This is a genomic window from Pseudomonas sp. NPDC099000, assembly GCF_044759925.1.
Lineage (GTDB): Bacteria > Pseudomonadota > Gammaproteobacteria > Pseudomonadales > Pseudomonadaceae > Aquipseudomonas.
Genome location: NZ_JBIWAF010000003.1, coordinates 382076 through 397234 on the forward strand (window position 1 = coordinate 382076; position 15159 = coordinate 397234).

Consider the following 15159-nt stretch of genomic DNA (forward strand, 5'->3'; position numbering starts at 1 on the left):
AGATATGCGCGTTCAAAACACTGCTCGTAACGATGTGGCATCGCTGAAAGAACGGTTGACGGTGGTGGTGATTTCCCACAACCGCAACGCCTACCTGCGGCGTACCTTGCAGTATTACAGCAGCTATCCCTGCACGATTCTGGTTCTGGATTCTTCGCTGAAAAGCGACGACGACATCACCCGCGATTACCCGATGGTCGATTACCGGCACCTCCCGCAGTTCACCTACACCGGGCTGCAGGAAAAACTCGCCTATGGCGTGAATCAGGTGACCACGCCGTACATGGTGCTGGCGGCCGATGACGATTTTCTGCTGCACGATGCGATCACCCAGTCGCTGGAATTCCTCGAAGACAACGCCGACTACGGCATGTGCCACGGCTACGGAATCATGTACCTGGCCCGCGCCACGGAAGTGAATTACTTCCGTCGCGACCGCAAAGGGCCGGAAGATTACTGCTCGGATCAGGCCGAAGATCGCCTGATGCAATTCATGGGGCACTTCTTGCCGCCGTTCTATGCGGTCAGCCGTACCGAGCTGCTGCAAGACTGGCACAACGCGCTGCTGCCGGGCACCAGCTTCGAGTGGCAGGAAATCGGCCATGCCTATTACATGCTCGCACGGGCCAAGGCGCGGATTTTGCCGATCCCGTTCGCCGTGCGGGAAATCCCTTACGGTGCCTCGGAGCACAACACCAACGTCCTGACGGTGTTGACGCTCAAGGACGCCAAAACCGTGGCCGACCGCGAGCACTTTGCCGAGTTTCTGGCCTCGTTGCCCACCGGCATGAGCCACAAGACGCTGGCCGAGGGCAAGCAGGTGGCGCTGGACAGTTTCGCTACCATGGCCGACTGCCTGAACAACATGCGTTCGCTGAAAGGCACGCTGATTTTCACCTCGGCCTGGCTCGAGTCCGGCAAAGAGCCGGTGCGTACATTCAACACCGAGCAGTTTGTCGAAATGCCGTTCTACAACCAGCCGGTGTTCGATCTGCTGACTGAATTCGAATTCCTCCTGCACACCATGCCGGCCGGCAAACTGCAGTTGCAGGAACTGGAAGGCATCTTGCTCAAGCAGCATGAGCTGATGCGCGTTCATCCCAATGACAACGACCGCACTCTGCGTGCCCGTTTGTGGGAAGCGCTGAGCCTCTATGCGTTCAACCGCACCGTGGTTGCGCGTCTGGCCGAGTCGTTGCAGGGCACCGAAGAAGAGGAGGAGGGCGTCAAGCTGCAAGCCTGGGCCAAGCGCCTGACGTCGGTACCGAAACAGGACGAACAGTCGTTGTTCGAGAACATGCCGTCCGGTCGCCTGCTGAACTGGATCGAAGCGCGCAATCCTGACGCAAAGCAACTCAAGTCGATCAGTGCGCACCTGGCCAAACACAATGGCGGTCCGCAATTCGGCATTCTCTTGCTGGACCTTGACGCTGACATGGTCAAGTTGCAGACCACCTTCGACAGCCTGGTCAATGGTCACTGCAAAGCGTTCAAGGTGGTGGTGTTTACCACCGGCGATTTGCCAGCGACCACCACGGCGCGTGACACGGTGCACTTCGTCAAGGTCACCGCCACCAACTATGTCGAACGCATCAACCAGAGTGTGACCCAGTCCACCGCCGACTGGCTGGTGCTGGCCGAGGCCGGTGATCAGTTCACCGCCAGCGGCCTGCTGCGCGCGAGCCTCGAATTGTTGGGTGCCGAAGGCGTGCGCGCCGTGGCCATGGACGAAATCCAGCGTCAGGAAAACGGTTCCCTGAGCGATGTGTTCCGTCCAGGCGTCAACCTCGATCTGCTGCAAACCGTGCCGTCGCTGATGGCCCGTCACTGGTTGATCCAGCGTGATGTCTTGGCCGAGGCGGGTGGTTATTCGACTGAATACGCGTCGGCACTCGAATTCGATCTGGTGTTGCGCCTGATCGAAGACGGCGGCTTGGGTGGCCTGGCACATCTGGCCGAGCCGCTGCTGATCTGCAACGCGCCGTCGACCGAGGAAAACGCCCACGAACGTCAGACCCTGACACGCTCCCTCAAGGAGCGCGGTTATCGCGCTCAGATCAGCTGCGAATTGCCGCACACCTGGCAGATCAACTACCAGCACGCCGAACGGCCGAAGGTCTCGATCATCTTGCACAGCCAGGACAATTTCGAGTCGCTGCAACAAGCCGTGGTCAGCGTACTGCAACGCACCCGTTATCAGCAGCACGAAATTCTGATCGCCGATAACCACAGCCAGTCCGAAGAATTGCTGACCTGGCTGGCCAGCCTGGAAGGTAAGGACGATCGCCTGCGCGTCCTGCGTACCGGCGAGCGTCTGAGCGCCTCGGCGCTGCATAACTTTGCCGTGCGTGAGGCCAAGGGTGCCTACGTGGTGCTGATGTCTGCTGACGCCGTAGTGGTCAACGCCAACTGGCTCGACAGCCTGTTGAACCAGGCCCAGCGTCCGGAAGTCGGGATTGTCGGCGCCAAGCTGATGGATATTCGTGGCGTCACCACGCAAGCCGGCCTGGTGCTGGGCCTCAATGGCGTGCTGGGCTCGGTGTTTATCGATGAGCGCAAAGATGCCAAAGGCTACATGAACGGTCACCAGGTGGAGCAGAACTACTCGGCGGTGTCGGGGGCTTGCATGATGGTGCGCAAGGAGCTTTACGAAGCCGTCGGCGGTCTGGATGAAGAGCATTTCGACGAAGCATTTGCAGACATCGACCTTTGCCTGAAAGCCGCTGACGCCGGGTACCTGATTGTCTGGTGCCCTCAGGCGCAGTTGCTGCACCCGGGCCTGTTGCCTGACGCGCCGCAGACCGCCGCGGCCCTGCAAGACAAGTGGCAAGCGCGTTTTGCCCAAGATTTGGCTTACAACCAGAACCTGGCCTTGACCGGCAAGGGCTTTACCCTCGGCGATGCTTCCAGTGTGAACTGGGCGCAGTTGCTTGCTTAAGCCTGCTACAGGTAAAAGGACTCAAGGCATGTTCAACGGTAAATCGATATTCATCTCCGGTGGCACCGGTTCATTCGGGCGCAATTTCATCCGCCGTCTGCTGGAGCAATACCAGCCTAAACGGGTGGTGGTGTTCTCTCGCGACGAGCTCAAACAGTACGAGATGCAGCAGACGTTCAATGCGCCGTGCATGCGCTACTTCCTCGGCGATGTACGTGATGGCGAGCGCTTGCGTCAGGCCATGCGCGGTATCGATTACGTGGTGCATGCCGCCGCTCTGAAACAAGTCCCGGCGGCGGAGTACAACCCGACTGAATGCATCCGCACCAACGTCAATGGCGCGGAAAATATTATTGCCGCGGCCATCGATAACGGCGTTAAAAAAGTCGTCGCGCTGTCCACCGACAAGGCTGCCAGCCCGATCAATCTGTACGGCGCCACCAAGTTGCTGTCGGACAAACTGTTCGTGGCCGCCAACAACATTGCCGGCGAACAGCAGACGCGGTTTGCCGTGGTCCGCTACGGCAATGTGGCAGGCTCGCGCGGTTCTGTCGTGCCGTTCTTCAGCAAGTTGATCAACGAAGGCGCAACAGAGTTGCCGATCACCGATGAGCGCATGACGCGCTTCTGGATCACCCTCGATCACGGCGTGCAGTTCGTACTTGATAGCTTCGCTCGCATGCACGGCGGCGAAGTGTTTGTGCCGAAGATTCCATCGATCCGCATCGTCGATCTGGCGCTGGGCATGGCGGAACACTTGCCGCACAAGAACGTCGGTATTCGTCCTGGCGAAAAACTCCATGAATTGATGGTGCCGCTGGACGATGCGCGCATGACCCTGGAGTTCGCCGATCACTACACTATTCAGCCGTCGATCCGCTTCACCAGCGTCGACGTGGATTTTGCCGTCGATAACACAGGCGAGCAGGGCCGGCCTGTGAGTGAAGACTTCGAATACCGATCCGACACCAACCCGCACTTCCTGTCGGTGGGCCAGATCGCCGACCTGCACGCCGGGTTGCCGGCATGATTCCTTACGGTCGGCAAAGTCTCGATCAGGCAGACATCGATGCGGTGGTTGCTGTGTTGCAGTCTGACTGGCTGACTCAAGGGCCGACCGTCGAGCGTTTTGAACAGGCCATGGCCGAGCGTTGCCAGGCTGATTTCGCGGTGGCGGTGTGCAACGCCACTGCCGCGCTGCACATTGCTTGTCTGGCGGCGGGACTCGGGCCGGGCGATCGCTTGTGGACCACGCCGAACACCTTTCTGGCTTCTGCCAATTGCGGTCGCTACTGTGGCGCCGAGGTGGATTTTGTCGACATCGATCCGCTGACCTGGAACCTCGACACCTACGCGCTGGAAGCGAAACTGGCAGACGCCGAACGTGACGGGACGCTGCCAAAGGTCGTGGTGGCCGTGGCGTTCTCAGGCCAAAGCTGCGACATGCGCAAGATCGCCGAACTGGCCGAGCGTTATGGCTTCACCGTCATCGAAGACGCCTCCCACGCGGTGGGTGCATCCTATGCCGGGCGTCCTGTGGGGTGCGGCGAATTCGCGGCAATGACGGTATTCAGTTTTCATCCGGTGAAGATCATCACCAGCGCCGAAGGCGGCATGGTCCTGACTAATCGTGCAGACCTGGCCGAGCGCTTGCAGCGCTTGCGCAGCCACGGCATGACCCGCGATCCGCAGCAGATGACAGAGCCGAGCCATGGTCCCTGGTACTACCAGCAAGTGGAGCTGGGTTTCAATTACCGGATAACCGACCTGCAAGCGGCCCTCGGCTTGTCACAACTGAACAAGCTCGACGACTTCATCGAACGCCGTCGCGAACTGGCGGCGCGTTACGACCGATTGTTGGCCTACTTGCCGCTGATGCTGCCCAGTGCGCAGCCCGAGGCCGAGTCGGCGTGGCACCTGTATGTGGTGCGGTTGCAGGTAGAGCGGATCAACCTCAGCCATCGACAAGTGTTTGAAGGCTTGCGAGCGGCGGGTGTCGGTGTGAACCTGCACTATATTCCGGTGCACCTGCAGCCGTACTATCGCGACCTGGGTTTTGCCGAAGGTGACTTCCCGCAAGCCGAGCGTTATTACGCCGAGGCTATCAGCCTGCCGCTGTTTCCCTTGCTGAGCGACGAACAGCAGGACTATGTGATCGAGCAACTGCGGCGACTGATTCTTGAAGAGTAGTGCCTTGAACAGGAGTGAATCTTGAGCTGCGTAGCGATCATTCCCGCCCGGGGCGGCAGCAAGCGTATCCCGCGCAAGAACCTCAAGCCGTTCGACGGCGTGCCGATGATTGTCCGCTCGATCCGTACGGCGCTGGATTCGCAGCTGTTCGATCAGGTGATCGTCAGCACCGACGATGAAGAAATAGCCGAGGTCGCGCGGGCGCACGGTGCTGAGGTGCCGTTCATGCGTCCGGCAACATTGGCCGATGATTTCACGGGCACGGCGGCGGTGATGGTGCATGCCTTGAATGAGCTTCCGGCGTTCGACTATGCCTGTTGCGTCTACGCCACCGCGCCGCTGTTGCAGGCGCGCTATTTGCGTCAGGGGCTTGAATTGCTGGAGCAGCATCCCGATAAATCCTTCGCGTTTTCCGTGGCCGGTTTCGGCTTTCCCGTGCAGCGTGCCTTGACCCTCGACGAGCAGGGCGCACTGATGTCGCTGTACCCGGAATTTCGCAACACCCGCTCGCAGGATCTGGCCGAAGCCTTTCAAGACGCCGGGCAGTTCTACTGGGGGCGCAGCGAGGCCTGGCTGCGCGGCGATGTGTTGTTTTCCCCGGCGAGCCTGCCGGTGATTCTGCCGCGGCATCTGGTGCAGGACATAGACACTCTCGAAGACTGGAAACGCGCTGAATACCTTTACGCCGCGTTGAAGGCTGGAGGCGAACTGCAATGAGGGTGCTGATTCGCTCCGACGCATCGCCGACCATCGGCAGCGGGCATATCGCCCGGCTGTTGCCCCTGGCCAGAACCTTGCGCAAGCAGGGCTCGCACGTTGCCTTTGCGTGTCGTCGACTGACGGGGCATCGTCTGGACGCGCTGGCGGCCGAAGGTTTTGAAACCTTCGCGTTGCCGGAACGTTACCCCGACGAGGACCCGCAGCAAGCCATCGAATCCATGTTGCCGTGGCAGGCGGACATCGACGCGTTGGCGCACGTCTTGGAAAACCATCCGGCGTTCGACTGGATCATCGTCGACCACTATGGCCTCGACCATCACTGGCAGACCGCGGCCCGGCGCTGGGCGCCACGGATCGCCGCAGTGGATGACCTTGCCACTCGCCAGTACGCCGTCGACCTGCTGCTCAACCAGAACCTGTCCGGCACACCAGAGGCTTATGACTCGCTGCTCGCGCCTGGCTGCCATACGTTGTTCGGCCCACGTTTCGCGATGCTGCGCGATGAGTTCTGCTGCCCGGCGATCCCGATCAAGCCGCACGCCCAACGGGTGTTGGTGAATTTCGGCGGCTTTGATGCGGCGATGCAGACTCATCACGCGATGTTGGCGATGGCGGATTTCGCTACGCTGGAAGTCGATTTCGTTGCCGGTGCCGACAACCCGGCCTGGAACACGATGCAGGCCATGGCGGCGGATCGCCCGAACTGGCGCTTGCACAGTTTTGTCAGCGACTTCTACCGGCTGATGACCGAGGCCGACCTGTTTGTCGGCGCCGGTGGCGGCACCAGTTGGGAGCGGGCGGCCATGGGGCTGCCGACAATTTGCATTGCGGTCTCGAACAATCAGCAGGCCAACGGCGAGGTCATGGCGGCTGCGGGCGCTCATGTTTATCTGGGCGCTCGTGAGCAGGTCAGCGTCGAGCAATTGCGTCAGGCGATCAGTTTTGTCGCGGGCAATCAGGGATTACGCCAGAGCCTGGCCGACCGTTCACGGCAATTGGTCGATGGCCGGGGGGCGCAACGGGTGGCGGCCGCCTTGGCCGGTGCGGTGTTGCAGATCCGCCCCGCGACCGCAGACGATTCGCAGCTTCTGTTCGACGGACGCAATGCCGAAGCGGTACGGCGCTGGTCGCTGGAGACCGGGGCGATTGAATGGTCATCGCATCAAAACTGGCTGACCGCCAGTTTGAATAATGCCCAGCGCTTGCTGTTGATCGCCGAAGCCGATGACGGTCCGGTGGGCGTGTTGCGTTATGACTTGCGCGGCTTTACAGCGGAAGTCTCGATTTATCTGTTCGAAAATCGCATGAGCCTGGGCTGGGGCAGGGCGCTGCTGGCCCGCGGCGAGGCGTTCGTGACCGCCCATTGGCCGCAACTGACCGCCATCACCGCACAGGTGTTACCGGCCAACCAGCCGTCGCTGAAGGTATTTCGCGAAGCCGGTTTCACTCAGAGTGCTTGCGCGTTCACGCACGTATTAAAGGATCAACGCAATGACTAGTTTCAAGATCGGCAAACGCTCGATCGGTGCCGATGCGCCGCCCTTCATCATCGCCGAGATGAGTGGCAACCATAACCAGTCGCTGGACATGGCGCTGCAAATCGTCGAAGCCGCGGCCAAGGCCGGCGCGCACGCCTTGAAGCTGCAAACCTACACCGCAGACACCATGACCCTGGACCTGGCCGAAGGTGAGTTCTTCATCAAGGACCCCAACAGTCTGTGGGCCGGATCGTCGTTGTACGCCTTGTACGAGAAAGCGCATACGCCGTGGGAATGGCACGCGCCGATTTTTGCCCGGGCCAAAGAACTGGGCATGCTGGCGTTCTCCACGCCCTTCGATGACAGCGCCGTCGACTTCCTCGAAAGCCTTGATGTGCCGGCCTACAAGATCGCCAGTTTCGAAAACACCGACCTGCCGCTGATTCGCCGGGTCGCGGCCACTGGCAAGCCCTTGATCATCTCCACCGGCATGGCCAGCATCGCCGAACTCGACGAAACCGTGCGCGCGGCCCGTGAGGCGGGGTGCAAGGATCTGGTGCTGCTCAAATGCACGAGCACTTATCCGGCAACACCGGCTAACAGCAACGTGCGCACCATTCCTCATTTGCGTGAATTGTTTGGCTGCGAGGTCGGGCTGTCCGATCACTCCATGGGCGTTGGCGTTTCCGTGGCGGCGGTGGCACTGGGGGCGACGGTGGTGGAGAAGCATTTCACCCTCGACCGCGCGGCCGGTGGTGTGGACGCCAGTTTCTCCCTGGAGCCGGCCGAACTCGAAAGCCTGGTGATCGAAACCGAGCGTGCCTGGCAGGCCATGGGCCAGGTGCATTACGGCGTGACCGAAGCGGAGCGCAAGTCGCTGGTCTATCGGCGTTCCCTCTATGTCACGCAAGACATGGCGGCCGGCGAGCCTTTTACCATCACCAATCTTCGGGCCATCCGTCCTGGCCTGGGGCTGGCCCCAAAACACGCTGAAACCCTTCTGGGCCGCCGCGCCCGCCACGCCATCAAGCGTGGAACCCCGCTGGACTGGTCGTTGGTCGAATAACGCCATATCGGTTTGATTCGGCAAAATCGCGTGACCTGCGAGTCATAACGCGCATCTTCACTGTATTGTATTAATCGGGAAGGTGGCGCCTGGCCTGTTTCTGGCCCAGTGATAGCCTTTTATTCTTCCCGTTGTCGCCTGCTGGGGACGACGTTTTTCTCTGTTTGTCGGCGCCCCTCGAATCATTACGAGCGGTGGTATTGGGCTGTTTATTATTGGGAAGCCGTAATGATTGGCATAAAAAGCATTGCGAGCTACGTTCCTGTAGCCGGCGTGGACAATTACGCACAAGGTGCAAAATTCGAAAAGGATGAAGAATTCATCCTGGGCAAAATCGGTTCGGCCTTCCTGCCGCGCAAAGACGCTGGGCAGGAAACGTCGGACCTGTGTGTCGAAGCAGCGAATGCACTGTTCGCCAACAATCCCGATTTGAAACGCGAAGATGTCGACGTACTGATCGTCGTCACCCAGAACGGCGACGAAGAAGGCCTGCCACACACCGCCGCCATCGTTCAAGACAAACTGGGCCTGCCGACCTCCGTAGCGGCGTTCGATATTTCCCTGGGCTGCTCCGGCTACGTCTATGGCATCTACGCGATCAAGGGCTTCATGGAAGCCGCGGGCCTGAAGAATGGCTTGCTGATCACCGCCGACCCGTACTCGAAAATCGTCGACCCGGAAGACCGCAACACCACCATGCTCTTTGGCGACGCCGCCACTGCAACCTGGATGGGCGAAAACGCGCCGTGGCAGCTCGGTAAAGCCAAGTTCGGCACCGACGGTTCCGGTGCGCCGCACCTGAAAGTCACTGACGGCGTGTTCTACATGAACGGTCGTCAGGTGTTCAACTTTGCGCTGCTCAAAGTCCCGGCGCACTTGCATGAGCTGCTGGCTGACTCGCAACTGACCGCTGATGACATCGACGCCTTCTGCATCCACCAGGGCAGCGCAGCGATTGTCGACGCGGTGGCGCGCCGCTTCGAAGGCGAGCCGGAGAAGTTCATCAAGGACATGGTCGAGACCGGCAACACTGTGTCGTCGAGCATTCCGCTGCTGTTGGAAAAACACGTGCTGGACTCCGACTGGAAGCGCGTTGCGCTGAGCGGTTTCGGCGTTGGGCTGTCCTGGGGCTCGGCGATCCTCTATCGTCCTTGAGCCCGGTGCTTTAAGCACAGAAAGCCAGACACAAAAAAAGCGCTCAAGGTGTAATCTTGAGCGCTATTTTTTTGCCCGAACACAATGCGAGGCGCCATGAGCGAGTTCTTTGAGCACAACGTCGACGTCATCCAGCAACGCTGGCCGGCGTTGGCTGTGCGCTTGCTGGTTGAAGACACGAACCTGCTACAGGCTGATCTGGTGGAAGGCTTGGGCTCGACGTTGAGTATCAACGGCATTCAGCTGACCAGCCGCCATGACCGCAGTCGCGAGGCCGTGCTTCAGGCTGATAGCTTGCCGCTCGACAGTCCGGTGGCGCATGTCTACGGCACCGGGCTCGGCGATCTGCAAATGGAGTTGCTGCAACGTGCCGGTCTTGAGCGGTTGTACGTGCACATCCTCAACGGCGCCGTGTTTGCCTTGGTGCTGCAACTGCTCGATCAACAGCCGTGGCTCAGCGATTCGCGGGTCGAGTTGTTGTATGCCGGTGATCTGGGGGAAATCCAGCTGCCGTTTTTTGCCTTGCCTTCCGAGTTGGTGCTGGCCGACGATTTCAACGCGAAGATCCGTGATCGCCTGATCAGCGAAACCCACTTGACCTTCAATAATCGAGAGTTCGACCCGCAGGCGCCTGAGATTATCGAGCGCTTGCAGGTCAGTCTCAAATGGGTGCAGGCCGATCAGGATGTGGCCGATCTGTTCGGTTCACAGCCGGGGCAGGAGGTGTTTGTCATCGCCACCGGCCCGAGCCTGGAACAGCACTTTGCGACCTTGCGCGCGATTCGCAATGAAGCCGCGCGACCGTTATTCATCTGCGTCGATACGGCCTATCGTCCGTTGCTCAAGCACGGCATTCGTCCCGACATTGTCGTCAGTATCGACCAGCGCATTTCGGACCGGCACCTGCCGCCTGAAGGCACGGCCGACATCACGCTGGTGTACATGCCCATGCTTGATCCGGTGGTGATTGAAGCCTGGCAGGGGCCGCGTTTTGCCGGTTATTCCGCGAGCCCGATCTACCAGCAGTTGCGTCGGCAATTGCCCAGGGGCGAGTTGTATGTCGGTGGCAGCGTGATTCATCCGGCGGCGGACCTGGCGGTGAAGATGGGCGCGACGCAGATCACGCTGTTCGGCGCCGACTTCGCCTTTCCGGGCGACAAGACCCACGCGGGATGGAACGATGGTGACCTGGGGCCGCAACTGGGCGCCGCCAAGCATTGGGTGCTGGATGGTCATGGCCAGCGCATCAAGACTCAGCTCAACTTCCGCAGCTATCTGTGTGAGCTGGAGCGTTTTGTCGCGGGCCATCCCAAGGTGCGCTTCTATAACAGCAGCCGGGCAGGGGCGATGATTGCCGGCACGGTTTTTCATCCGGAGTTTGCATCGTGAGCGTGCTTGAAACCTTCGTTGCCGATGCGCAGCACTGTGCAACCTTGTTTCGCCTGGGGCGTGATGTCGAAGCCGGGCTGGCGATGATCGAGCTGGTCGGTGCGGTCCACCCGGCGTTCGATTCGAAGCCGCAGGAGGCTCAGCAGCAGTGGGCGTTTGTGCTCGGCCAGATGTTCGCGTGTCAGGAAGCGCAGAACTGGCTCGCACTGGCCGATTACCTGGAATATGAACTGGTCCGGTTGCTGAATGACACGCTGTCCGTTTAAGCGATTTATCTTCAGTCGGTGCCGGCGAATCCTCGCCAACCTGTCGCCGACATTTCCCTGACGTCATTTTTTCGCTGTCAAACGTCGCCAACCCCTTGATTTACGGGGGGTGGCAACGTGATGGCAAATATTTTTGAAAATCCCCTAAAGCAAGTTGCGTTGGCGACGATAACTATTACGAAGGTTCTCTAGGCCATACCCGGCGGTTGCCAGGGCCGGAAGCCGCAGTACCCAACCAACGAGGAATTCGTCATGGCTTTAACTGTAAACACCAACACCACGTCGTTGAACGTTCAGAAAAACCTGAACCGTGCTTCCGATGCTCTGTCGACTTCGATGTCTCGTCTGTCTTCCGGCCTGAAAATCAACAGCGCTAAAGATGACGCCGCCGGCCTGCAGATCTCTACCCGTATGACCGCGCAAATCCGTGGCCAGACTATGGCGATCAAAAACGCCAACGACGGTATCTCGATTGCTCAGACCGCTGAAGGCGCGATGCAGGAATCGACCAACATTCTGCAGCGTATGCGTGAACTGGCTGTTCAAGCTCGAAACGACTCGAACGGTACTCAAGACCGTGTCGCTCTGAACAAAGAATTCGCGGCAATGTCGGACGAGCTGACTCGTATCGCTGCTTCGACCAACCTGAACGGCAAAAACCTGCTCGACGGCACCGCTGGTACCATGACCTTCCAGGTCGGTTCCAACACCGGTTCGGCTAACCAGATCACTCTGAGCCTGCCAAGCGGCTTCGGCGCTGCTGCCTTGTCCGTTGACTCGGCTACCACGCAGATCACTGGTAACAACTCGGCTACCGCTCAAGCTTCGTTCTCCGCAGCCCTGACCCGTATCGACGCCGCTCTGCAAACCATCAACTCCGCGCGTGCTGACCTCGGTGCTGCACAAAACCGTCTGACCAGCACCATCTCCAACCTGCAGAACATCAACGAAAACGCTGAAGCTGCTCGTGGTCGCGTACAAGATACCGACTTCGCTGCTGAAACTGCCCAGCTGACCAAGCAACAAACTCTGCAACAAGCTTCCACCGCAGTTCTGGCCCAGGCCAACCAACTGCCATCCGCTGTACTGAAACTGCTTCAGTAATAGCTGATTGAGTTTTGGCGAGGGGTGTGCGCTTGTCGTACCCTCTCGCTTTTTTACTTTTAGAGGTGATGGACATGGATATGAGCGTGAAGCTGAACTTGTCTTATCCGGCGGCCAAGCACGCGACCCCGGTTGCCGACTTGTCTGCGGAAAAGCCTCGAGCGGAGCCCGCGAAAGTGGTCGACGTCAAGGAGGTGCGCAAGAGCGCACAGACTGAGCAGGACAACCTGAAGATGGCCGTCCAGGAAATTGAAAAGTTCGTTCAGTCGGTCAAGCGTAATCTGGAGTTCTCGATTGATGAGCCTTCAGGTCAGGTTGTTGTAAAGGTCATTGCCAGTGAATCCGGTGAGGTGGTCCGTCAGATCCCCAACGAAGAAGTCCTGAAACTGGCCAATAGTTTGAATGATGCAAGCAGCCTGTTGTTCAGCGCTAAAGCCTGACAGTTGGCATGAATTTTGTTGCTATGTTCTTTTGGGCGTTGTAGTGGTCAAAAGGCCGGCGACACACTGAAGGGAGTTCCACATGGCAAGTCCAATTTTACCGGGCACGGGTTTAGGCTCCGGCCTTGATACTGGTGCTATCGTCAAAGCCTTGGTGAACGCTGACAAAGCGGCCAAGCAAGGTCAGATCGACCGTGGGACCACGACCAACACGGCGAGCATCTCCGGGATTGGTACGCTGAAGTCGCTGCTGGCCACGTTCCAGAAAGCACTCACCGATCTGGGCAGCACGACGACCCCTCAGTTCACGGGTTATTCGGCAACGTCCTCCGACCCCAAAGTACTGACATCCACGTCCAGCAACACCGCTGTTGCCGGTAACTACGTGGTCAAAGTCACCAGCCTTGCCACCTCGTCGAAAGTCGCCTCCGCGGCCTTTGCCGGCGGCGCGACCAGTGCGATAACGCCAGGCACGCTGACCATCACCCAGAACGGCACCAGCTACCCGGTTACCGTTGGTGCGGGCGCCACGTTGCAATCGGTACGGGACTCGATCAACAGCCAGTACCAGGCTAGCGGCCTGAGCGCCAACATCGTGACCGACAGCTTCGGTTCGCGTCTGGTGTTGGGTTCGACCGCGACCGGTGCAGGTTCCGATATCTCCGCCACCGGTATCCCCGAGCTGGCCATCGACGGTACGGCCCCAATGGCTGCCGTACCGACCGCAACCTCTTCGGGCGCGATCGGCGGCCTGGCTGCGGATGCGGTGTTCTCGGTCGATGGTCTGGCGATGACCAGCAAGTCCAATACCATCGCCAACACGATCTCCGGTCTGAGTCTGACCCTGACCGGCGCAGGCACATCGACTGTTAACGTCGCGACCAACAAAGATGGCCTGAAGGCATCGATCCAGAAGTTTGTCGACGCCTACAACGCCGTTGCCAACGCGGTGACGTCCTTGACCAAGCCCTCCCTGGACGATGACGGCAAGCCGACCGTCCCGGCTGCGCTCACCGGTGACCCGCTGCCCCGTTCGTTGCTGGCTGCCATTCGTGGGCCGTTGTCCCAGACCGGTGCTGGCGACAAGCTGACCGTGCTCTCGCAGTTGGGGATCACCACGGACCAGAAAACCGGTGCACTGAACTTTGACGGCACCAAGTTCACCGCTGCGATGAACGACAAGAAGCTCGGTGGCGAGGTTCAGACCTTGTTTACCGGTACTAACGGCCTGATCGAGCGCATGAACAATGTGATCAAGCCGTACACCGATACCGGTGGCATTCTCGACACTCGCACCACCAACCTGAATGTGACCAAAACCAGGCTGACGGCTGATCAGGCTGCCTTGGATCGTCGGGTCGAAACACTGACCGCTGTACTGACCAAAAAGTACAACGACATGGACACGCTCGTTGGTAAGTTGAAGGCGACAGCCAGCAACATCACCTCGATGTTTGAGGCGATGACCGCGCAGCAAAAGAACTCGTAACACGCATAACGCCAAAAGCCCGGCAGCGTTTTCAAGCGCTCCGGGCTTTTTGCATTTGAATCTAAAGTTTTTTGACGCGTCGTCGATACACTGGTTATACGAACTACAGCATTTTGATGAGGTACAACATGAATCCGATGTTAGCCCTTCGCCAATACCAGAAGATTGGCGCTCAGGCGCAAACTTCCGAAGCCAGCCCGCATCGTCTTGTGCAGATGCTGATGGAAGGTGGCCTGGATCGTATCGCCCAGGCCAAGGGCGCGATTGAGCGCAAAGACATCCCAAACAAAGGTGTCTTGATCGGCAAGGCCATCGGCATCATTGGTGGTTTGCGTGAAGGCCTGGACCTCGAGAATTCCGTCGAAACGGTTGGTGACCTGGACAATCTGTATGCGTACATGATGAAACGTCTGGCCGAGGCCAACATCAAGACCGATCCGAAGATTCTCGACGAAGTCTCTGATTTGCTTCGAACAGTCAAAGACGGTTGGGATGCTATTGCCGCACCGGGTCCGCAGTTTTAAGGAGATCACCATGAGTCTTGTATTGCAGCGAATCGAGCACACCCGCGAAGCCCTGGTCGGTGCATTGGCCGAGCGAAACTGGGAGGCCATCGGTGAGTTGGACCTGGCGTGTCGTTCCTGTATGGAAGACGTCTTGAGTGAAGCGTCGGTGGACGAAACTGCTCTGCGCGATAACCTTGAGGAGTTGCTGGGGGTGTACAAGCAGCTTCTGGAGGCGGCGACGGGGGAGAGGCAAGCGATAGTCGACGAGATGTCGCAGATCCATCAAGCGCAGAGCGCGGCAAAGGTTTACCATCTGTTTGGTTAATTAATCCTCAGTTAATCCAAACATAGTGCGCCATAAATTTGACTGTGCACGGTTTTTTGACTTAACTAGTGGCTGGTTCCAGATTTCAGGCGT

The 15159-nt window shown here is 59.1% G+C and carries 14 protein-coding genes; all 14 read left to right on the plus strand.

Features of this window, described 5'->3' with window-relative positions; translation table 11 throughout:
* Positions 1 to 4 precede the first annotated feature (4 nt).
* Positions 5 to 2938: a TIGR00180 family glycosyltransferase gene (locus tag ACIQV9_RS06380; protein WP_403099394.1), complete on the plus strand. Its 2934-nt coding sequence runs from the start codon at positions 5 to 7 to the stop codon at positions 2936 to 2938.
* A 28-nt stretch (positions 2939 to 2966) separates the two neighbouring features.
* The gene (gene pseB / locus ACIQV9_RS06385) at positions 2967 to 3968 is read left to right on the plus strand and encodes a UDP-N-acetylglucosamine 4,6-dehydratase (inverting) (protein ID WP_403099396.1); all 1002 of its coding nucleotides are present in this window, start codon (positions 2967 to 2969) and stop codon (positions 3966 to 3968) included.
* On the plus strand, positions 3965 to 5128 hold the full coding sequence (pseC, locus tag ACIQV9_RS06390; RefSeq protein WP_403099399.1) for a UDP-4-amino-4,6-dideoxy-N-acetyl-beta-L-altrosamine transaminase: 1164 nt from the start codon (positions 3965 to 3967) through the stop codon (positions 5126 to 5128). The genes pseB and pseC overlap by 4 nt, the downstream gene beginning before the upstream one ends.
* Positions 5129 to 5149: 21 nt before the next feature.
* Positions 5150 to 5845 (plus strand): pseudaminic acid cytidylyltransferase, encoded by a 696-nt coding sequence (gene pseF, locus ACIQV9_RS06395; RefSeq protein ID WP_403099402.1) that lies wholly within the window; start codon positions 5150 to 5152, stop codon positions 5843 to 5845.
* Positions 5842 to 7347, plus strand: coding sequence for a UDP-2,4-diacetamido-2,4,6-trideoxy-beta-L-altropyranose hydrolase (gene pseG / locus ACIQV9_RS06400; protein ID WP_403099405.1), 1506 nt, complete (start codon positions 5842 to 5844; stop codon positions 7345 to 7347). Before pseF ends, pseG begins: the two co-directional genes overlap by 4 nt.
* Positions 7340 to 8392, plus strand: a complete 1053-nt coding sequence (pseI, locus tag ACIQV9_RS06405; protein WP_403099408.1) for a pseudaminic acid synthase — start codon at positions 7340 to 7342, stop codon at positions 8390 to 8392. The genes pseG and pseI overlap by 8 nt, the downstream gene beginning before the upstream one ends.
* A 228-nt stretch (positions 8393 to 8620) precedes the next feature.
* Positions 8621 to 9547, plus strand: a complete 927-nt coding sequence (locus ACIQV9_RS06410) for a ketoacyl-ACP synthase III (protein ID WP_403099411.1) — start codon at positions 8621 to 8623, stop codon at positions 9545 to 9547.
* 96 nt (positions 9548 to 9643) lie between these two features.
* On the plus strand, positions 9644 to 10936 hold the full coding sequence (locus ACIQV9_RS06415) for a motility associated factor glycosyltransferase family protein (protein WP_403099414.1): 1293 nt from the start codon (positions 9644 to 9646) through the stop codon (positions 10934 to 10936).
* Positions 10933 to 11202 carry a hypothetical protein gene (locus ACIQV9_RS06420; RefSeq protein ID WP_403099416.1) on the plus strand — a complete coding sequence of 90 codons (270 nt, stop codon included), beginning with the start codon at positions 10933 to 10935 and terminating at the stop codon, positions 11200 to 11202. Before ACIQV9_RS06415 ends, ACIQV9_RS06420 begins: the two co-directional genes overlap by 4 nt.
* A gap of 252 nt (positions 11203 to 11454) precedes the next feature.
* The gene (locus tag ACIQV9_RS06425) at positions 11455 to 12306 is read left to right on the plus strand and encodes a flagellin domain-containing protein (RefSeq protein WP_403099419.1); all 852 of its coding nucleotides are present in this window, start codon (positions 11455 to 11457) and stop codon (positions 12304 to 12306) included.
* Positions 12307 to 12380: 74 nt separating this feature from the next.
* Positions 12381 to 12746, plus strand: a complete 366-nt coding sequence (locus ACIQV9_RS06430) for a flagellar protein FlaG (RefSeq protein ID WP_403099577.1) — start codon at positions 12381 to 12383, stop codon at positions 12744 to 12746.
* An 82-nt stretch (positions 12747 to 12828) separates the two neighbouring features.
* Positions 12829 to 14235: a flagellar filament capping protein FliD gene (gene fliD, locus ACIQV9_RS06435; protein ID WP_403099422.1), complete on the plus strand. Its 1407-nt coding sequence runs from the start codon at positions 12829 to 12831 to the stop codon at positions 14233 to 14235.
* A 128-nt stretch (positions 14236 to 14363) separates the two neighbouring features.
* The gene (fliS, locus tag ACIQV9_RS06440) at positions 14364 to 14759 is read left to right on the plus strand and encodes a flagellar export chaperone FliS (RefSeq protein WP_403099425.1); all 396 of its coding nucleotides are present in this window, start codon (positions 14364 to 14366) and stop codon (positions 14757 to 14759) included.
* Positions 14760 to 14769: 10 nt separating this feature from the next.
* Positions 14770 to 15066 (plus strand): flagellar protein FliT, encoded by a 297-nt coding sequence (locus tag ACIQV9_RS06445; protein WP_403099428.1) that lies wholly within the window; start codon positions 14770 to 14772, stop codon positions 15064 to 15066.
* Positions 15067 to 15159 lie beyond the last annotated feature (93 nt).